Here is a 19,588-nt window from a genome sequence, read left to right as displayed (position 1 = left end):
GTGGCTCTATGTTTAAATTTAATGATGAAAAAGGACAATTAAAATGTTCTTTCTGCGGTAAATCTCAGGATCAGGTTCGCAAGCTTGTTGCCGGACCGGGCGTATATATATGTGACGAATGCATCGAGCTGTGCACGGAAATTGTGGAGGAAGAATTGGGTCATGAGGAAGAAGTAGACCTTAAAGACATTCCAAAACCAATGCAAATCCGTGAAATTCTGGACCAATACGTTATTGGTCAGGATCAAGCGAAAAAATCATTGTCTGTAGCGGTATATAATCACTACAAACGTATTAATACACAAAACAAAATTGATGATGTGGAACTGCAAAAAAGTAACATATTGATGCTTGGACCTACAGGTTCGGGTAAAACGTTGCTTGCGCAAACGATGGCTAAAATTTTGAACGTCCCATTTGCTATCGCAGATGCTACTTCCCTTACGGAAGCAGGTTATGTGGGTGAAGACGTTGAAAACATTTTGCTGAAACTGATTCAAGCTGCCGATTATGATGTGGAAAAAGCAGAACGCGGCATTATTTACATTGACGAAATTGATAAAGTAGCCCGCAAATCCGAAAACCCGTCCATTACCCGTGACGTATCAGGTGAAGGTGTACAGCAGGCGTTGCTTAAAATCTTGGAAGGTACTGTTGCTTCTGTACCTCCGCAAGGCGGTCGCAAGCATCCGCATCAAGAATTCATTCAAATTGATACCACGAATATCCTGTTCATTTGCGGCGGTGCCTTCGATGGTCTGGAGCAAATGATCAAACGTCGTATCGGTAAGAAGGTCATCGGCTTTAACGCTACTAGCGAACAAAAAGATCTGAAACCAGGCGAATATACCTCCATGGTATTGCCTGAGGATCTGTTGAAATTCGGTCTGATTCCGGAATTCGTAGGACGTTTGCCAGTTATTTCTACGCTGGAGCCGCTTGATGAGAAGACGTTGGTTCGTATTCTGTCTGAACCGAAAAATGCGTTGACCAAGCAATACCAGAAGATGCTGGAACTGGACAATGTGAAGCTGGAGTTCAAGCAAGATGCTCTGGAAGCCATTGCTCGTGAGGCGATTAAGCGTAACACGGGTGCTCGTGGCCTTCGTGCAATCATTGAAGGGATTATGCTCGACGTCATGTACGAAGTTCCTTCCCGTGATGATGTGACGACTTGCGTCATCAACGAGCAGGTAGTGAAAGACAAAATCGCACCGGAACTCGGTGGTACAGATAAGGATAAAAAACAAGAAGAGAGCGCCTAAGGATTGATACTTCGCGATCTCTACAATATGAGAAGCCAGATCTCCACTTCACTAAACCTGTATGAGGTTTTATGGGGTGGAGGTTTGGCGTTAATGGGAGAGAAAAGTACATGTTCTTAAGACAAGACACACGTCCCGTTAAAGTCGGGAATCTGACGATTGGCGGCAGCAATGAAGTCATCATCCAGAGCATGTGTACAACCAAGACGGCAGATGTGGAAGCTACGGTAGCTGAGATTCTCCGTCTGGAAGAAGCAGGATGTCAAATAGTGCGGGTTACCGTCAACAATGAGGAAGCTGCCGCTGCCATTAAGGAAATTAAGAAGCGGATTCATATTCCGCTGGTTGCAGATATTCACTTTAATCATAAGCTGGCTCTACTGGCTATTGAAAATGGGATTGACAAGGTTCGCATTAATCCAGGCAACATTGGACGACGTGAAAAAGTGGAGGCTGTCGTTAAGGCGTGTAAGGAAAAGGGAATTCCGATTCGGATTGGTGTGAATGCCGGATCATTGGAACAGCATTTACTGGATAAGTACGGCTACCCTACGCCGGAAGCAATGGTAGAAAGTGCACTGTACCACATCGGGATACTTGAAGAACTTGATTTCCATGATATTATCGTATCCCTGAAGGCTTCTGACGTTCCGATGGCCATTGCTGCTTACACAAAGGCTGCTGAAATTATTAAATATCCACTTCATCTGGGCATCACCGAAGCCGGTACACTCTTTACTGGAACGGTTAAAAGTGCAGCGGGCATGGGAGCCTTGCTATCAGCTGGTATCGGGTCTACAATGCGTATTTCGCTAAGTGCAGATCCGGTAGAAGAAGTGAAGGTAGCACGGGAGCTGCTCAAAACGTTTGGGTTGATCACGAACGCAGCTACATTGATTTCTTGTCCGACCTGCGGGCGTTTGGATATTGATTTGTTCTCTATTGCGAACGAGGTAGAGGATTACATTGCAAAACTCAAGGTGCCGATTAAAGTATCCGTACTGGGGTGCGCAGTTAACGGCCCGGGTGAAGCGAAGGAAGCTGATATCGGAATTGCCGGAGCACGTGGAGAAGGCCTGTTGTTCCGTTACGGAAAGATGATTCGTAAAGTCCCTGAGGCTGAAATGGTTAACGAATTGAAAAAAGAAATTGATATCATCGTCAAGGCTTATGAAGAAACAGGTAAAATACCAGGACGTGAAGAGCGTCACACTGCCGAGAAAGTGTAGGCAAAGTTTTTTTTAAACGGGTATAATCATAGGCTATTGTCATGATGTAAGCACCGTGGAGAGCAGTTCTGCTACAGAACTGTTCTTCGCGGTGTTTTTGTATTTCTCTCTGATCTTTTGAAAGACTGCCGTTTAGCTCTCGTGGAAAAGGAAATACTGTCTTTCATAGAACAGCTTTTTTCAAATTGCTGAGATGAGAAACGGAGGAAATACGATGGACTTGACTATGATATTGTTATTGGTGCAAATGTTTTTCGGGATTGTCATTGGTCTGTATTTCTGGAACCTCCTGCGGAGCCAGAAAACGAACCGTAGTGCGGTGGATCGGGAATCCCGGAAGGAATTGGATAAGTTGCGCAAATTGCGTTCTATTTCACTTACCAAACCGCTGGCTGAACGCACACGACCTGCTACGTTACAGGATATCGTTGGCCAGAAGGACGGGCTGCGTGCACTCAAGGCGGCTTTATGCAGTGCGAATCCGCAGCACGTCATTATTTATGGCCCCCCTGGTGTAGGGAAAACGGCTGCTGCACGTGTGGTGCTGGAAGAGGCTAAGAAAAATCAGTCCTCCCCGTTCAAGGGAGATGCTAAATTTACGGAAATTGATGCTACGACCGCCCGTTTTGACGAGCGTGGTATCGCGGACCCATTAATTGGTTCCGTGCATGATCCAATCTATCAAGGGGCAGGAGCGATGGGTGTAGCCGGTATTCCCCAACCTAAACCAGGAGCTGTAACGAAGGCGCATGGAGGAATGTTGTTCATTGATGAGATTGGCGAGCTGCATCCAACACAGATGAACAAGCTGCTGAAAGTGCTGGAGGATCGAAAGGTATTTTTGGAAAGTGCGTATTACAATTCGGAAGATTCACATACTCCTGCTTATATTCACGATATTTTCCAAAATGGTTTGCCGGCAGATTTCCGGTTGGTAGGTGCGACGACTCGTTCGCCGCATGAGCTGCCACCAGCTATTCGTTCCCGGTGTATGGAAATTTATTTCCGCGCCCTGCAACCGCAGGAGATTGCTCGTATTGCTGAAGATGCTGTTCACAAGCTGGGTTTTGGTCCTTGTCCAGAGGCAGTGGAGGTTGTACAGCGATACGCAACTAACGGCCGCGAGGCAGTCAATATGATTCAGCTTGCTGCTGGTTTGGCACTTACCGAGAAAAGGGAACGACTTGATGCTTCGGACGTAGAATGGGTAGCGGGTAGCAGCCAGATTCAGCCCCGTCCTGATCGAAAAATACCAGGCTTGCCGCAAATCGGATTCGTTAATGGATTAGCTGTATACGGTCCGAATATGGGCATGCTGCTGGAAATTGAGGTTACCGCGGTTCCCGTTTCCGAAGGAAAGGGAAGCTATAATATTACGGGTGTTGTGGATGAGGAAGAGATTGGAGGCAACTCCCGAACACTGCGTCGTAAGAGCATGGCTAAAGGCTCTGTGGAAAATGTGCTGACTGTTTTGCGTACGCTCGGTTTATCTCCGTCCAATTACGATCTGCATATCAACTTTCCCGGGGGGACGCCGGTAGATGGTCCGTCGGCAGGGATTGCGATGGCAACAGCTATTGCCTCGGCCATGCGGGGAATTCCGGTGGATCATGAAATCGCCATGACTGGCGAGGTCAGCATCCATGGTCGTGTCAAGCCAATTGGCGGCGTATTAGCCAAGGTGGAAGCTGCTTTTCAAGCCGGGGCCAAAAAAGTGATCATTCCACAGGACAACTGGCAAGCTCTTTTTGACAGCATTGAGGGGCTAAAAGTCATCCCGGTTCAGTCGGTGACGGAAGTGTTCCGTCATGTGTTTGGGGAAGAGATGACGACAGATGCGCCTGTACATGCGCCAATTGAGACTTTTCGTCCATCCCAATCCTCCTTGTTACAGGCGGATGGTACGCATAATGGGACGATTTCAGAAACAGGATCTTGCTAATGAACTAGTCTTTCATTGGTTTTTTTATAAAACATTTGATAAAATATGAAAGATAGCAACGTGAGGATTGTAAAATCCGGAACCTGAGAATCACTGGAGGTGCGAAAGCGATGGGACCCACCAAGACAAAAGGTCGTCGTTTTCCTTTGCTGCCTTTAAGAGGACTTCTGGTTTACCCGAGTATGGTTCTGCATCTCGATGTGGGCCGGGAAAAATCGGTCAAGGCTTTGGAAAAAGCGATGGTTGAAGACAATTTGATTCTCCTGTGTTCTCAATCAGAAGTTAATATTGAAGAACCCACACAAGAGGATATTTTTCGAGTCGGCACGGTAGCTAAAGTGCGCCAAATGCTCAAGCTTCCTAACGGAACCATTCGAGTATTGGTGGAAGGGCTGGAACGCGCTGAGATTATTCAATATACGGACAATGAAGAATATTACGAGGTAATGGCAAAGGAACTGCACGAGGCAGAAATTGTCCAGCCTGAAACGGATGCGCTTATGCGCACTGTATTAACTCAGTTCGAGCATTATATCAATTTATCCAAAAAGGTAACGCCGGAGACTCTCGCTGCGGTATCTGATATCGAGGAGCCAGGACGGCTGGCAGATGTGATCACAAGTCATTTGACGCTCAAAATTAAGGAAAAGCAGGATATATTGGAGACAATCGACGTTACTCAGCGTCTGGAGAAGCTTCTAGATATTTTGAACAATGAGCGTGAAGTGCTGGAGCTGGAACGTAAAATCAACCAGCGTGTGAAGAAGCAGATGGAAAAGACGCAGAAGGAGTATTATCTGCGTGAACAAATGAAGGCCATTCAGAAGGAACTTGGCGAGAAGGAAGGGCGCGCAGGAGAAGTTGAAGAACTACGCAACCAGCTAAGTGAACGGGAGCTGCCTGTTCCGGTGAAGGAGAAGGTCGAAAAGGAAATTGACCGTCTGGAAAAGATGCCAGCAAGTTCTGCCGAGGGTGGTGTCATCCGCAATTACGTCGATTGGCTGTTAAGCTTGCCGTGGAATAAGTTTACCGATGATGATCTCGATATCGCCAAAGCGGAGGAGATACTCAATCATGACCACTATGGGCTGGATAAGCCTAAGGAGCGGGTGTTGGAGTATTTGGCTGTACGCAAACTGGTGAAGACCATCAAGGGACCTATTCTGTGCCTCGTAGGTCCGCCAGGAGTCGGCAAGACCTCGCTGGCTCGCTCAATCGCCAAATCCATGGGCCGGGAATTTGTCCGCATCTCTCTCGGAGGTGTACGGGATGAAGCGGAAATCCGTGGTCACCGCCGGACTTATGTTGGCGCGATGCCGGGCCGGATCATTCAAGGAATGAAGACAGCTGGAACCTCTAATCCAGTCTTTTTGTTGGATGAGATTGATAAAATGGCCTCCGATTTCCGCGGCGATCCATCGGCGGCATTGCTCGAAGTGCTTGATCCTGAACAAAACAACACGTTCAGCGATCATTTTGTTGAGTTGCCGTTTGATCTATCCAACGTGATGTTTGTAACGACAGCCAATGCTGCACATAATATCCCGCGTCCGCTGATGGATCGCATGGAGACGCTATATATTCCCGGCTACACCGAACTGGAGAAGCTGGAAATCGCTAACCGGTACTTATTACCCAAGCAGAAGAGAGAGCATGGCTTGGGAGAGGATCAGTTGGTCATTGGGGAGGATACGCTGCTGCGTGTCATTCGTGAATATACTCGTGAATCCGGTGTGCGGAATCTTGAGCAGCAAATGGCTTCTCTATGCCGCAAGGCCGCGAAGTCAGTTGTATCCGGTGGTGAAGGACCGATTGAAATCACACCGGATAATTTGAAAGATTATTTGGGTATTGCCAAATTCCGCTACGGTGTAGCAGAACTGGAAGATCAGATCGGTACGGTTACAGGCTTGGCATGGACAGAGGTTGGTGGTGAAACACTGATGATTGAAGTGACGGTCGTGCCCGGCAGCGGCAAACTGATTCTTACAGGTAAACTTGGAGATGTTATGAAGGAATCCGCACAGGCGGCATTTAGCTACACTCGTTCCAAAGCTGCCGAGCTGGGCATTGAATTGGACTTCTATGAGAAAAATGATATCCACATTCATATTCCTGAGGGAGCAATTCCAAAGGATGGCCCATCGGCCGGGATTACGATTGCTACCGCATTAATTTCGGCTCTGACCAACCGTCATGTATCCAAGGATGTGGCTATGACGGGCGAAATAACGCTGCGCGGTCGCGTACTGCCAATCGGTGGTTTGAAAGAGAAATCGCTGGCTGCCCATCGGGCAGGCTACAAAAAAATTCTGCTTCCCAAAGATAATGAGCGGGATTTGAAGGATATTCCCGACAGTATCCGGCAGGATGTTGAATTTGTTCCCGTTGCCCATATGGATCAGGTGTTAAAGCATGCTTTGGTTGAGCAGGCAAGGGTACATTAGAGAGGAATTAAGGACATAATGAAAGTAACAAAAGCAGATTTTATAATAAGTGCGGTTGGCCCGAGTCAGTTTCCTGTGGACGCTTTGCCAGAGATTGCTCTGGCAGGGCGCTCCAATGTTGGGAAATCATCACTGATTAATCGGATGATTAACCGTAAAAATTTGGCGAGAACCAGTTCTACGCCAGGTAAAACCCAGCAACTTAATTATTACCGGATTAATGATGAACTCTATTTTGTCGATTTTCCCGGTTATGGTTATGCTAAGGTATCCAAAACGTCCCGCAAGGCTTGGGGGCAGATGATTGAGTCTTATTTGCTGGAACGTGAGCCGCTTAAGCTGGTGCTGCAAATGGTAGATTTGCGCCACCCGCCGTCCAAGGATGATATCATGATGTACGACTGGCTGCGCCATAACGGGCTTCCGGTCTGTGTTGTAGGCACAAAAGCAGATAAAATCCCTAAAACTCGGCGAGAAAAGCACTATAAAGTAATCAAGCAGGAACTCGGCATACTTCCCGGGGGGTTGTTTATCCCCTTTTCATCCGAAGAAGGTATGGGCAAGGAAGAGCTGTGGTCGGTCATCTCCAGTTATATAGAGAATGATGACGAAGAGCAGACAGAATTTTAAGGTTAGGGACGTCCTTGAGGGCGTCCTTTTATCGTGAAGTTGGATTCAAAAACATTAAACTTACTAAATCGGTAGGATTAATATATAATACTAAAGGAAATCGCGGAATTTAAGTGTAAAAGTGAGCAAATGGAGGATAATACAGCCACGGCTCTGTTATTTTCTGTTTATTTCCTAGGAACGGCGATATTTATGATTTGGTGCGCAAGAAAAGCGCTTCAGGTCTGATGTATAATAAAGCACAAAGCTTACACTAAAGGTACAGGATAGAATTGAGGAGATTGCTATGGCGCAGCGATTAGCCACAGAGTATGTAAAAACCACTTTGACCTTGTCAGAAAACCAAATGGACGAATTTTTGCAGGCAGTGGATGATCCCCAAGTGCATTATCATATTAAAGTTCTGGATCACGGGAGACAGGAAATCGTTCTGGAGCATATTGCAGGTGAGGAAGTTCATTTGTTTTTTGAAGCCAAAGAGGGAGCGTTTGTCTGTGAATTGACTTGCCGCTTAGTTCATCCCCAGCTGACCCTGTTTATACGCCAACTATTTGTTCGCTTTAAGGGTGAAGGTATTGTTTATCGAATGTATCAAGGATTCACTATGGTGTATTTTTATAATGAAGGTGCAGTTCGCAAAATTATAGAAAAGAATGCGGAAGGCTCCAGACTGGTGTTTGAATATAGAAATACAGTGCAAGAACTGCAACATCTTTTTCAACATCAGGACGTCGAAAATGAAATATCAGATGTATACAATCTCATTAATTCGTTACTTGACGAGCGGAATTTGGCGCGTACTTTCTCTGAACTAGAACAGATTGATCACAAGCTTCGGGAGAGTTGCTCCAAATTATTTGCACTGGAAGCTTAAAAAGGCTTGAATATATGGAGTGAATTGTTATGCAGTGTAGTTCCTTTCCTTACCGAAAGGGGCTTTTTTATTCCAAAAAAATGATTGCATTTGCTGCATATAGATGTTATTTTTAATCTCGTTGAAATTGAATATGAATATAGGAACCAGGATTCACTCAGGACATTGAATGTTGCGAGAGGTTATCCCTCGGGAAGTGAATGACGTAGGTCCTAGCGGATGAAATTTTATCAAACATTTTATTCCTAGGAAGGGGGAACCGAAAGATGGAATTGGAATACTCTACTTTCGGAAGACACGTTGCCGTAGATACTTGGGGTGTAGAGTTTGAATTACTGAATGATGCACAGTTTCTGGAGGCTCAATTAGTAGAAGCTGCTGAAGCTTGCGGAGCAACGGTGATGTCCGTTCAATCTAAGCAATTCGAACCACAGGGAGCTACCGTGCTTGTACTGTTGTCGGAGAGTCACCTCTCTATTCATACGTATCCTGAGAAAGGGTTTGCCGCTATTGATTGCTATACTTGTGGTGAAACTGTTGATCCGCAGCTGGCGATTAATTACCTGGTATCCGTTCTAAAACCGAAAAAAACATATGCGAAGAAGCTGATTCGCGGCTTGGGAGAACTTCAAGTGGAATCTCCGGAGTGCAAGCTGGCTGAGTTAGTGTGAAATTTCTTTCTTTATGGAGTCGTATGTGCATCCTATATCATAACCATGGAACATTTCCATGGTTATTTGTTTTAAAAGTGGTCTACACTAAACCAAGTCATACAGAATGGGCTAACGTTCATGAAAGTCATTCAATTTTCATAAACAATTCATAAAACAGCCGAAGGGGATTCGGACTTCTGTGATATAATTAACATAGTTTATGAGAACAGTGATTATTCTTATTATAGTTTAGGCAGGTGAATTTACAATGCACATCGTCGTTGTTGGGTTGAATTATCGTACGGCGCCTGTGGAAGTCAGAGAACGTTTTACATTTGCAGAACAGGATTTGCCCAAAGCGCTGGAACAACTCAAACTTACCAAAAGTGTGTTGGAGGGCGTAGTTGTCGCAACCTGCAATCGGACTGAAATATATGTTGTGGTGGACCGCCTTCACATGTGCGGTTATTTTATACGCAGTTTTATGGAGCAATGGTTTGGCATTCCTCGTGATGAGTTTACACAACATTTATATATATATGAGGACGAACAGGCAATTCGGCATTTGTTCCGTGTGACTTGTGGTCTGGATTCTATGGTCATCGGAGAAACACAAATTTTGGGACAAGTAAAGAATGCTTTTCTTCAGGCTCAATCCCAGAAAATTACGGCAACGTGGTTTAATATGTTGTTTAAGCAGGCCGTCACATTGGGCAAGCGTGCCCATTCGGAGACGTCTATTGGAGAAAGCGCCGTGTCCGTTAGCTATGCAGCCGTTGAATTGGGCAAACGGATTTTCGGGATGTTTACGGATAAAAAAGTACTGATCCTCGGTGCTGGTAAAATGAGCGAGCTCACCGTTAAGCATTTGTACAGCGGCGGAGCTGCTGAGGTGATTGTAGCAAATCGGACTTTGTCCCGCGCGGAAGACCTAGCCTCCAAGTTTAACGGAACGCCGGTTACGATGGAGGAAGGCATAAATCGGTTGGCGGATGTGGATATTGTGATTAGCTCGACTGGTGCTCAGGGGTATATTCTGGATCGCAGTCGCGTTGAAGCTAGTATGAAACGTCGTCAGTCCCGTCCTTTGTTTATGATTGATATCGCGGTTCCGCGCAATCTGGACCCGGCTATTGGCGAATTACAGAATGTTTTCCTATATGATATTGATGATCTGGAAGGGATCGTGGAGAGCAATCTGGAAATGCGTCGTACTGAAGCTGCTAAAATCGAGCATATGATTGAAGAGGAGCTTAGCGAGTTTTATCAATGGTTGAAAACGATGGGAGTGCGTCCGGTGATTCGTGCATTACAAGAAAAATCGGAGTCTATACATCAGGATACGCTGGAAAGCTTGTTCAACAAGCTTCCCGAGCTGGATGAACGGCAGCGCAAGGTCATAAGCCGCTTGACGAAAAGTATGCTGAATCAGATGATGCATGATCCGATCAATCGTGTCAAAGAAATGGCTGTCCAAAAGCAGGGGAATGAGGCGCTGGATATGTTTAGCCACATTTTTGCTCTGGAGGATCGTTTGGAGGACGCTGCTCAGAAAGTAGATAAAAGCGATGCATCTGCATTAATAAAGTCGGAGGCTGGGGTTCATGGAAAAACCGGTCAGGCGCAGTCTTTGCCAGCGTCGTTTGCGCCGGCCAGCCTGTAAGGTGGGTGAACAGACGTGTCCTCAGGCATGCTTATATATGATTCAATGATTTATGTTTTTGCCCTGAGCCTTCTGTTTGTATTTTCGGATGGAATTCGTCGCAATGCGAATGCAAAACGGACAGGTACAGGGCTTCTTGTTGTCGTTGTAGTGCTCCAGCTTGTTTATATGGGAATGAGAACCTGGAATGAAGGTCATCTTCCTATTTTTGTACCCTACGACTTTCTGTTTCTGTTCTCATTTATTTTGGTACTGATTTCTTTAATTCTGTCACGTTATCAACGATCCGAATTTGCAGTATTGTTGCTTAATATCATTAGCTTTGCTGTTCTTGTGCTCAACAATATATGGATGGTGCCGATCGACAACCCGCTTGGCAATTGGCATACCGTACATGGGCTACTTCTGATTCATATTGCACTGGCTAATCTTGGCTTTGTCGCAATGACGGTAGCGGCTGTGTTTTCGGGGTTATATCTGTTTTTGCATCGTAAATTGAAAGTAAAGAAATGGAATGACACGATTAGGCGCCTGCCAAGCCTGGAAATGATGGATCGGTATACGCATATGGCGCTGTTAATTGGTACTCCTCTGCTAGGAGTTTCTATTGTCGTCGCTGTTATTTCTATTATTGCCGAGGAACGCTGGCGTCTTTTGCTAGATACCAAAGTGCTGATGACCGCAATTGCTTTGTGTGTGTATATTGTATTTTTAGTGAGCAAAAGATTGAATCAGCGTTCAGGTCTTATTATGGCAAAGTGGTCTTTGGTTGGCTACACGCTATTGATTCTTAATTTTTTGCTGAATTCCTGGTCTGTATTTCATCAATGGACGGGAGAGTGAAAAGCCAGTTGCAGCATTTTGTCCCGATTTCGTTGAATTGTAAGAATAAGGTCTGTTGTGTTGTAGGCGGCGGCAGGATTGCGGAACGAAAGGTTAAGAGGATGATGGAAAGTGGGGCGTTCATCACCGTTATTAGCCCGAATATAACGCCGGATTTAAAGATCCTGGCCGATCACAAGCAGCTCCACTGGGTAAATCGCGTATATCGCGAGGGTGACCTCCAGGGAGCCTTTCTTGTATTTGCGGCGACGGACCAGAGAGAAGTGAATAATGAGGTTGCGCATGAGGCCCGGCAAAGGGGTATACTGGTAAATGTGACGGATCGCTCGGAAGAAGGAGATTTTATAACGCCGGGTATTATTCGACGAGGGAGACTGACGATTAGTATTTCCACAGAAGGGGCAGGCCCCGCAGTGACCGCTGATATTACATCAGCCTTGGATACGTTGTTCGGCAGCGAATACGAGCCTTATCTGGATTTTATGCACGATATGCGCCAGATTATCAAACGCAAGGTAAGCTCCCCACAGCAAAGGACCAAACTACTAAGACGCTTGGCGAATAGCGAAATTTTGGATCAAATACGACGTCATGAATTTACGGCTTGGACTGAACAAGAAATAGATCTATGGATTGCGCAAAATCAGGAGGAATAACATGCGAACAATTGTGGTAGGCAGCAGACAGAGTGCCTTGGCGTTAACTCAGACCGGGCATGTCATTGAGGATTTGAATGCACTGTGCGCGGAGCATGGATTGGATTTAAAATTTGTCGTCAAGAAAATCCTGACCAAGGGTGATCGGATATTGGATGTAACCCTGTCCAAAGTGGGTGGCAAAGGACTTTTTGTCAAAGAGATTGAACAGGCCATGCTGGCCGGTGAAATTGATATGGCAGTACATAGTATGAAGGATATGCCGTCCGAATTGCCGGAAGGTCTTGTCAACGGCGCTGTACCGCGCCGTGAGGACCCGCGTGATTGCCTGATCACATTGGGAGCCAAGAGTCTGGAGGATTTGCCTTCAGGAGCCAAGGTGGGCACCAGTAGCTTACGCAGAGCAAGCCAAATCAAGTCCATGCGACCTGATCTACAATTGGAGCCAGTACGCGGTAATATTGATTCCCGTCTGAGAAAGCTAGAGACGGAAGGTTTTGATGCCATCATTCTGGCGGCAGCAGGCTTGCACCGCATGGGCTGGAAAGACCGAATTACGTCCTATATACCAGTGGAAGCATGTTTGCCGGCAGTGGGGCAGGGAGCGCTTGGCATTGAATGTCGCGCGAGCGATGAAGAGCTATTGGCATTGCTGAACCTCTACAGCGACCGAGATACCTCGGCCACGGTTGCAGCAGAACGAACCTTTTTGGGTGTGTTAAATGGGGGATGCCAAGTGCCGATCGGGGCTCATGCGGTCTGGGCTGGTCAAGAAATCAGTCTTACAGGGATGGTAGGCTCGCCAGATGGCGAGGTTATTTTGAAGGAAACGCTCCAGGGGAAAGATCCGCAGAAGTTGGGAGAAGCGGTGGCGGCCAGTTTGATTGCCAAAGGAGCGGAACAGATTCTGGCGCAGGTGAGGGGATAATGGAATGGTGGGAAAGGTATATTTAGTAGGTGCAGGACCCGGAGATGCGAGATTAATTACGGTCAAAGGTTGGGAATGCATTCAACTGGGCGATGTCATTGTATATGACAGACTGGCAAGCCCTCGTCTCTTGGGACTGATGAAGCCAGGGGCCCAAAAAATATATGTCGGCAAGCTGCCAGATCGTCACACCATGAAGCAAGAGGATATTAATCAGCTGCTGGTGGATTTAGCCTTGGAAGGAAAAACAGTCGTCCGGCTCAAAGGGGGAGACCCTACGATTTTTGGACGAGTCGGCGAGGAAGCTGGGCTGCTGCGTAAACACGGTATTTCCTATGAAATCATACCTGGCATTACATCAGCTATCAGCGTGCCTGCCTATGCAGGCATTCCTGTTACACATCGGGATATGGCCTCGTCGCTGTCGATCATTACAGGTCATGAAAGTCCAGATAAACTCGATAAAAGCATTCAGTGGGATAAAGTAACGAACGCAACGGGTACACTGATCTTTATGATGGGAGTAGCGAAGATTGGCTATATCAGTGATCAGCTGATAAAGCACGGTAAGCCGTCTGATACTCCGGTTGCTTTGATTCGTTGGGGGACCCGCGCCGAGCAAGATACGCTAGTAGGTACGCTGGCGGATATTGAAGCCAAGGTGAAGGCAGCGAATTTTCAACCGCCCGCCGTTATCGTTGTCGGAGAAGTGGTCAATCAGCGTGAACAGTTAAAATGGGCAGAGGATATGCCTTTGTTTGGAAAGCGGATTTTGGTTACCCGCGCACGCGCACAGGCCAGCAGCCTGGTCCGCCGGATTGAGGAGCTTGGCGGTGAACCTTATGAATTCCCAGTTATCCAGACGGTTGTCCCTTCGGACGAGCCAACAAAACAGAAAATTAAAGAGGCATTTACGCGACTTCCTGAATATGACTGGGTGTTTTTTACCAGTGTTAACGGAGTGGAATACTTTTTCACTCACTTAAAGGAACAGGGGAAGGATGTACGTTCCTTATACAAAGCTCGTATTGCCGCTGTTGGGCCAGCTACGGCCGATGCGCTTCGGAAGCATGGAATTGTAGCAGAACAGATCGAAGGACCTTTTCAGGCAGAGGGTTTGCTGGAGGCGTTTGAGCAGGATTTGCAGACAGGGCAAAGCGTATTTCTTCCAAGAGGTGATCTTGCTCGCTCCTGGTTGCCAGATCAGCTAAGGGAGATGGGACTTCATGTGACCGAGGCTGATTTGTATCAAACGGTGCTGGCGGCCAATACACAGGATGACGAACTCCTCAAACTGCTTGAGGAACGTGCCATTCATGCGATTACGTTTACCAGTTCCTCAACCGTAACCTTTTTCATGGAAGCCCTCAAACAAATGGGGATCAGTGATCCAGTGTCGCTACTGGAGGGAGTTACCATCGCTGTGATCGGCCCCTTGACGGGTGAGACAGCAACCCAAGCCGGTCTGACTGTCAGTTTGATGTCAGAGAAGGCAACCATTGAAAGCCTCATTCAATCGTTATGTGACTGGAAGCAATCAAGTACGGTTATGACATTATAAATTTTTAATTTTTACAAATGAATGTATAAAAAATGGAGGTTTATAAATATGAGCGTTCCTTTTACCAGACATCGTCGTTTGCGCCAGTCGGCTGCAATTCGCAGCATGGTGCGTGAGACGGTATTGAATCCGGCTGATTTTATCCAACCGATCTACGTAACATTTGGTACTGGAGTGAAACAGGAGATTAGTTCCATGCCAGGGGTATACCGTTTTTCATTGGATCAGCTGGAGGAAGAGCTGAAAGAAATTAGTGAGCTTGGCATTCCTGCTGTGCTCCTGTTTGGCATACCAGAAACCAAGGATAGTGTAGGGACTTCAGCTTTTGTGGACAATGGTATTGTGCAGGAGGCTACTCGTTTGATTAAGTCCCGTTATCCCGAATTGCTGGTTGTGGCAGACACTTGCTTGTGTGAGTTTACGGACCATGGACACTGCGGTATGGTGCACATGCATGAGCATGATGGTGAGATATGTGGTGAAGTATTGAATGATGAATCGCTGGAGGTGCTGGTACGTACAGCCGTTTCTCAGGCCAGAGCTGGTGCAGATATTATCGCTCCCTCTAATATGATGGACGGTTTTGTACAGGCGATTCGCCAGGGACTCGATCTGGAAGGATTTTCACATATTCCGATTATGTCGTATTCCGTCAAATATGCGTCTGCTTTTTATGGCCCTTTCCGGGAAGCGGCTGATTCTGCACCGCAGTTTGGTGACCGCAAATCCTATCAAATGGACCCTGCCAATGCTCGTGAGGCGTTGCGGGAAGCGGAGTCCGATGTGCTGGAGGGTGCGGACATGTTGATGGTGAAGCCTTCCCTTTCTTATCTGGATGTAATGCGTACTATCAAAGATCAATTTGATCTGCCTTTGGTGGCTTACAACGTCAGCGGTGAGTATGCGATGGTCAAGGCCGCAGCTCTTCAAGGCTGGATTGATGAAAAAGCAATGGTGATGGAGATTCTGACAAGCATGAAGCGTGCGGGTGCGGATATGATTATTACCTATTCTGCCAAGGATGCGGCCAGATGGTTGAAGCAATAAGTGTATTTTTCAGAAGACAGGAGTGATTATAATGATCGACGAACAACGAACGGTACGCAAGGATACGCGTTCCAAAGCAGCCTTTGATGAGGCAAAACAATATATTCCGGGTGGCGTAAATAGTCCGGTTCGAGCTTTTAAATCCGTGGGTATAACACCGGTATATATTGATCGTGGGGAAGGATCGCGTGTATATGATATCGACGGTCAATCCTATATCGACTACGTATGTTCATGGGGACCGCTTATTATGGGCCATGCGCACCCCGAAGTGGTTAAAGCCTTACAGGCTGCTGTTGTAAAAGGAACCAGCTTCGGAGCCCCAACGCTGGCAGAAACTGAAATGGCTAAGCTCGTATGTGAGCGTGTTCCTTCCATGGACATTGTTCGAATGGTCAACTCGGGAACCGAGGCAACCATGAGTGCGATACGACTTGCACGTGGATTTACAAAACGCAGCAAAATCCTTAAGTTTGAAGGCTCTTATCACGGTCATGCGGACAGCTTGCTAATTAAAGCAGGCTCTGGTGTTGCGACATTAGGTCTGCCCGATAGTCCGGGTGTACCTGAAGTGGTGGCCACCCATACCATCACCGTTCCCTATAATGATTTGGCGTCGGTAAAGCTGGCTTTTGAAAAATTTGGCGAAGAGATTGCTGCAATTATTGTCGAGCCGGTAGCTGGCAATATGGGGGTTGTACCGCCACAGCCTGGATTTTTGGAGGGTTTGCGTGAGGTAACCCAGCAGTACGGAAGTCTGTTGATTTTTGATGAAGTGATGACCGGATTCCGAGTGGGGCTTCATTCCGCTCAGGGACGCTTTGGTGTGACACCGGATCTTACGTGTCTGGGCAAAGTCATTGGTGGTGGCCTGCCCGTAGGTGCTTATGGCGGACGTCGCGACATTCTAGAGCAAATTGCGCCAGCTGGACCCATCTATCAGGCGGGTACGCTGAGCGGAAATCCGCTGGCGATGGCAGCAGGCTATTCGACGCTTAAATTGCTGACACCGGAAGTATATGATCGTCTGGAAGAGCGGGCAGCACGGCTTCAAACCGGATTCGAACGTAACGCGCGTGAACTGGGTATTCCTGTCACGATCAACCGTGTCGGTTCCATGGTATGTCCGTTTTTCACAGACGAGAAGGTTGTCAATTTTGATACCGCTAAAACGAGTAATCAGGACCACTTCCGCCGTTACTTTACTGAATTGGTGAATGAGGGCATTAGTGTGGCTCCATCTCAATTTGAGGGCATGTTCGTATCAGGTGTGCATACGGTTGAGGATATTGATGCGACCATTGAAGCGAATTATCGCGCACTCAAACGTCTATGAGCTGGAAAGGCAGCTGGAAAAGAAGAGGACCGTGGCTGGAAATCACACCAGGGCGAGAAATTGCAGCCGATGAAAATCGCATTGAGCTTGTAGATCGCGCTGAAGCTGTGGATCGCTGGTTGCTGAACCGTCTCGGTTTACCGGACAAGCTGTGGCGCAGGCTACGGCATGAAAAAGGGATTGAACTTACAGGGGACCGGCTGCGGCTGGCCCTTTTTCCTGTGTTGGACTTTGGCATTACTCCTCGTTGGTATGATTTGAAGGTTTTGTATGAAGATGATTTCTGCTTGGTCGTACACAAACCAGCGGGTATGGCGGTCCATCCAGACGGTGGTGTAAAGGATGGCCCGCTGACGCTGGATCATGCTGTCGCGTCCTACTATGAGATGAATGGCATCCATACAGCGGTACGACATGTGCATCGTCTGGATGTGGATACGACAGGCCCGGTGTTATATGCCAAAAATGAATTTGCGTTGCTCAAGCTGGACGAACAAATGAGAGCTAAGAACATCGATCGTCGCTATGTAGCTTTGGTACGAGGGAAAGTGCCTCGATCGCTGCGCACGTTGGATTGGCCGATTGGCAAGGATAGGCATCATAAACAGCGCCGCCGCGTATCTCCAACTGGGCAGAAGGCGGTTACCCATGTAGAAGTTGGCGAAGTATGGGGAAGTGGGCCGAGTACGGTCAGTCTAGTGTATCTGACACTGGAGACAGGTCGGACGCACCAGATCCGCGTACATCTTAGTCATGCTGGCTATCCTTTGCTTGGGGACGTATTGTATGGCGGCCGTGCTGCTGATTTTGGCAGGCAGGCTCTTCACGGAGAGCGCCTCACCTTCTGTCATCCGCTGAGCGGCGAAATGATAAACGTGGATGATGCTTGGCCCGATGATTTTCAAAAGCTGTATAAACAGCTATAAAAGATGGCATGCCTTCTATTTTGGCGCATATACTTGAACCTAGAAACGGTTTGCAATATGGAGTTTCCGTGCGCCTGACACGAGTCAGAGGATGTGCGGAGGCTGCCCAAAGGAGGATGCCATCCTTGAATAAACAACAGAATGATCAGCCGCAAGGCTTGCGTTTTGATATTTATGAACGCATTCATTTGACGGAGGAAGCTGCCGGGATTGCCGAGTTGGAGGAAATTGAGCTTCTGCCACGCATTCAGGTTGTAACCCACGGCGACCATGCCGCTTTGCGAGGGCATTTGCTGCTGGAGGGCGTGTACCGCACACCTGAACAGATTACGAGTGAGCTTCATCATTTGATCCCTGTGGAAATTACCATTCCACTGAACCGGGTAGGGAGATTGGAAGATATATCCGTAGAGATTGAAAATTTCGATGTGGACCTGCTCTCTTTACGCAGTCTAAACATTACAGGCGTTCTTTCTTTGCATGGGGTGGAAAGTTCACATGCAGAGGAGACGGCGGTTTGGCTGGATGATGAATTTACTGTAGTGCATGCGCCTGAGCATCCGGCTCCATCTCTTTCCGGCGATGGAGAGTATCGTCATGAAGAGACCTATTCTACCCAAGACTCGGTATTCAACAACATTACAGACCCGGAAACTTCATACACAGTAGCAGCGCAACAGGAGACAGCCTACTGGGGACATTCACCAGAAGTCCAAGAGGAACAAAAGTCATCATTGGAGCAGCAAGCTTATGATCCGATAGTAGACCCGAACCGATTTTATGAGCCGTGGACTGGAAAAGAAGTGGAAGACAGTTCCTCTGAAGTTAAGCATCAGCAGGAGACGCCGGAAGTGTGGGCATTTCAGCAAGAGGAAGCAGGGTCGGAAGGGAACAAGCCCAAAGTATCCTCTGCATCTCCCAATGTAGCAGACGATCCTTTACTGTCTGAGACACATTCTGCCACAGAGTCGGAGATTTATCTGGAGCCGCAGTTGGAAGTAAGTCAGGGAAATGACTCTGATTTCAGGCCTGAAGCGTCAGAACAGGTGAACCATGGAGTTCAGGATACCTTTACTGAGGAAAAGCCAGAGATGCGTGTAGCGCTTAACAGTAAAAAGCATGAAGGAGCAGACGAGCCAGACCCGGTTGTCTTTTCATCATTGCTTCAATCCAGCCGTTCGGTGAAGGAAGCGGAACACCAGCAGCAGCTGGAACATGAAACGCAAGAACAGGATCAGAAAGCCGACGAAGAGCGTGAGGATGCCAAGTGGAAAAACCTTTTTTTCCATACAAAGGATGAAACGCCTTTCTGCAAGGTACGGTTATGCATTGTACAGCGCGAGGATACACTGGAAACGATAGCAGACCGTTATCAGCTTAGCCCCCGGGAGCTACAATTGTATAACAGATTGGCAGAGCATCATGTGGAAGAAGGGCAGGTATTGTACATCCCTTGATCCGGCTGCTGAAAACATGCAGCGAAGTGTTGACATCGTCAATGAGAAATGGGTGTTGACTATAGTCAATGGGAAATGTATGATGTGGTATAGTTATTGAAAGACTGAGATCGGGAAGAGTAGGCAGCAAG

16 protein-coding genes are annotated in these 19,588 nt (G+C 47.3%); all 16 read left to right on the top strand.

The genetic code is table 11. The features are described 5' to 3' along the window. Nucleotides 1-8 precede the first annotated feature (8 nt). The 16 genes from clpX (at nt 9) to FKV70_RS14935 (ending at nt 19,457) form a co-directional block, all read left to right on the top strand. On the top strand, nt 9-1,265 hold the full coding sequence (gene clpX / locus FKV70_RS15010) for an ATP-dependent protease ATP-binding subunit ClpX (protein WP_063212212.1): 1,257 nt from the start codon (nt 9-11) through the stop codon (nt 1,263-1,265). A 110-nt stretch (nt 1,266-1,375) separates the two neighbouring features. Next, complete coding sequence (gene ispG, locus FKV70_RS15005) at nt 1,376-2,494, top strand: flavodoxin-dependent (E)-4-hydroxy-3-methylbut-2-enyl-diphosphate synthase (RefSeq protein WP_142613344.1); 1,119 nt, start codon at nt 1,376-1,378, stop codon at nt 2,492-2,494. A gap of 214 nt (nt 2,495-2,708) precedes the next feature. Further along, the gene (gene lonB / locus FKV70_RS15000; RefSeq protein WP_064797470.1) at nt 2,709-4,436 is read left to right on the top strand and encodes an ATP-dependent protease LonB; all 1,728 of its coding nucleotides are present in this window, start codon (nt 2,709-2,711) and stop codon (nt 4,434-4,436) included. A 110-nt stretch (nt 4,437-4,546) separates the two neighbouring features. Beyond that, nucleotides 4,547-6,883, top strand: coding sequence for an endopeptidase La (gene lon, locus FKV70_RS14995; protein WP_142613343.1), 2,337 nt, complete (start codon nt 4,547-4,549; stop codon nt 6,881-6,883). An 18-nt stretch (nt 6,884-6,901) separates the two neighbouring features. After that, nucleotides 6,902-7,513 carry a ribosome biogenesis GTP-binding protein YihA/YsxC gene (yihA, locus tag FKV70_RS14990; RefSeq protein ID WP_142613342.1) on the top strand — a complete coding sequence of 204 codons (612 nt, stop codon included), beginning with the start codon at nt 6,902-6,904 and terminating at the stop codon, nt 7,511-7,513. 286 nt (nt 7,514-7,799) lie between these two features. Continuing rightward, nucleotides 7,800-8,387, top strand: a complete 588-nt coding sequence (locus FKV70_RS14985) for a hypothetical protein (protein WP_063212221.1) — start codon at nt 7,800-7,802, stop codon at nt 8,385-8,387. A gap of 272 nt (nt 8,388-8,659) precedes the next feature. Next, nucleotides 8,660-9,058 (top strand): adenosylmethionine decarboxylase, encoded by a 399-nt coding sequence (gene speD, locus FKV70_RS14980; RefSeq protein ID WP_063212800.1) that lies wholly within the window; start codon nt 8,660-8,662, stop codon nt 9,056-9,058. A gap of 250 nt (nt 9,059-9,308) precedes the next feature. Further along, nucleotides 9,309-10,703: a glutamyl-tRNA reductase gene (gene hemA, locus FKV70_RS14975; RefSeq protein WP_142613341.1), complete on the top strand. Its 1,395-nt coding sequence runs from the start codon at nt 9,309-9,311 to the stop codon at nt 10,701-10,703. Nucleotides 10,704-10,718: 15 nt separating this feature from the next. Then, complete coding sequence (ccsA, locus tag FKV70_RS14970) at nt 10,719-11,546, top strand: cytochrome c biogenesis protein CcsA (protein WP_063212772.1); 828 nt, start codon at nt 10,719-10,721, stop codon at nt 11,544-11,546. An 8-nt stretch (nt 11,547-11,554) separates the two neighbouring features. Next, the gene (locus tag FKV70_RS14965; RefSeq protein WP_142613340.1) at nt 11,555-12,202 is read left to right on the top strand and encodes a precorrin-2 dehydrogenase/sirohydrochlorin ferrochelatase family protein; all 648 of its coding nucleotides are present in this window, start codon (nt 11,555-11,557) and stop codon (nt 12,200-12,202) included. A gap of 1 nt (nt 12,203) precedes the next feature. Then, nucleotides 12,204-13,130 carry a hydroxymethylbilane synthase gene (hemC, locus tag FKV70_RS14960; protein WP_142613339.1) on the top strand — a complete coding sequence of 309 codons (927 nt, stop codon included), beginning with the start codon at nt 12,204-12,206 and terminating at the stop codon, nt 13,128-13,130. A 4-nt stretch (nt 13,131-13,134) separates the two neighbouring features. Further along, on the top strand, nt 13,135-14,691 hold the full coding sequence (cobA, locus tag FKV70_RS14955; protein ID WP_142613338.1) for a uroporphyrinogen-III C-methyltransferase: 1,557 nt from the start codon (nt 13,135-13,137) through the stop codon (nt 14,689-14,691). A gap of 48 nt (nt 14,692-14,739) precedes the next feature. Beyond that, the gene (gene hemB, locus FKV70_RS14950) at nt 14,740-15,738 is read left to right on the top strand and encodes a porphobilinogen synthase (RefSeq protein WP_142613337.1); all 999 of its coding nucleotides are present in this window, start codon (nt 14,740-14,742) and stop codon (nt 15,736-15,738) included. 31 nt (nt 15,739-15,769) lie between these two features. Beyond that, the gene (gene hemL / locus FKV70_RS14945; RefSeq protein ID WP_142613336.1) at nt 15,770-17,074 is read left to right on the top strand and encodes a glutamate-1-semialdehyde 2,1-aminomutase; all 1,305 of its coding nucleotides are present in this window, start codon (nt 15,770-15,772) and stop codon (nt 17,072-17,074) included. Continuing rightward, nucleotides 17,071-18,000, top strand: coding sequence for an RluA family pseudouridine synthase (locus tag FKV70_RS14940; RefSeq protein WP_142613335.1), 930 nt, complete (start codon nt 17,071-17,073; stop codon nt 17,998-18,000). Before hemL ends, FKV70_RS14940 begins: the two co-directional genes overlap by 4 nt. A gap of 125 nt (nt 18,001-18,125) precedes the next feature. After that, nucleotides 18,126-19,457 (top strand): LysM peptidoglycan-binding domain-containing protein, encoded by a 1,332-nt coding sequence (locus FKV70_RS14935; protein ID WP_142613334.1) that lies wholly within the window; start codon nt 18,126-18,128, stop codon nt 19,455-19,457. Nucleotides 19,458-19,588: the final 131 nt, after the last annotated feature.

This window comes from Paenibacillus ottowii, from assembly GCF_006874425.1.
In the GTDB taxonomy this organism is placed as follows: Bacteria; Bacillota; Bacilli; order Paenibacillales; family Paenibacillaceae; genus Paenibacillus; species Paenibacillus ottowii.
Note: the sequence above shows the minus strand (reverse complement) of the source record. Positions and strands in the feature narration are given on the sequence as shown.

Bases quoted from the DNA above. Each gene is read 5' to 3' on its own strand.
- clpX (WP_063212212.1), top strand. From the start codon at position 9: ATGTTTAAATTTAATGATGAAAAAGGACAATTAAAATGTTCTTTCTGC.
- ispG (WP_142613344.1), top strand. From the start codon at position 1,376: ATGTTCTTAAGACAAGACACACGTCCCGTTAAAGTCGGGAATCTGACG.
- lonB (WP_064797470.1), top strand. From the start codon at position 2,709: ATGGACTTGACTATGATATTGTTATTGGTGCAAATGTTTTTCGGGATT.
- lon (WP_142613343.1), top strand. From the start codon at position 4,547: ATGGGACCCACCAAGACAAAAGGTCGTCGTTTTCCTTTGCTGCCTTTA.
- yihA (WP_142613342.1), top strand. From the start codon at position 6,902: ATGAAAGTAACAAAAGCAGATTTTATAATAAGTGCGGTTGGCCCGAGT.
- FKV70_RS14985 (WP_063212221.1), top strand. From the start codon at position 7,800: ATGGCGCAGCGATTAGCCACAGAGTATGTAAAAACCACTTTGACCTTG.
- hemA (WP_142613341.1), top strand. From the start codon at position 9,309: ATGCACATCGTCGTTGTTGGGTTGAATTATCGTACGGCGCCTGTGGAA.
- hemC (WP_142613339.1), top strand. From the start codon at position 12,204: ATGCGAACAATTGTGGTAGGCAGCAGACAGAGTGCCTTGGCGTTAACT.
- cobA (WP_142613338.1), top strand. From the start codon at position 13,135: ATGGTGGGAAAGGTATATTTAGTAGGTGCAGGACCCGGAGATGCGAGA.
- hemB (WP_142613337.1), top strand. From the start codon at position 14,740: ATGAGCGTTCCTTTTACCAGACATCGTCGTTTGCGCCAGTCGGCTGCA.
- hemL (WP_142613336.1), top strand. From the start codon at position 15,770: ATGATCGACGAACAACGAACGGTACGCAAGGATACGCGTTCCAAAGCA.
- FKV70_RS14940 (WP_142613335.1), top strand. From the start codon at position 17,071: ATGAGCTGGAAAGGCAGCTGGAAAAGAAGAGGACCGTGGCTGGAAATC.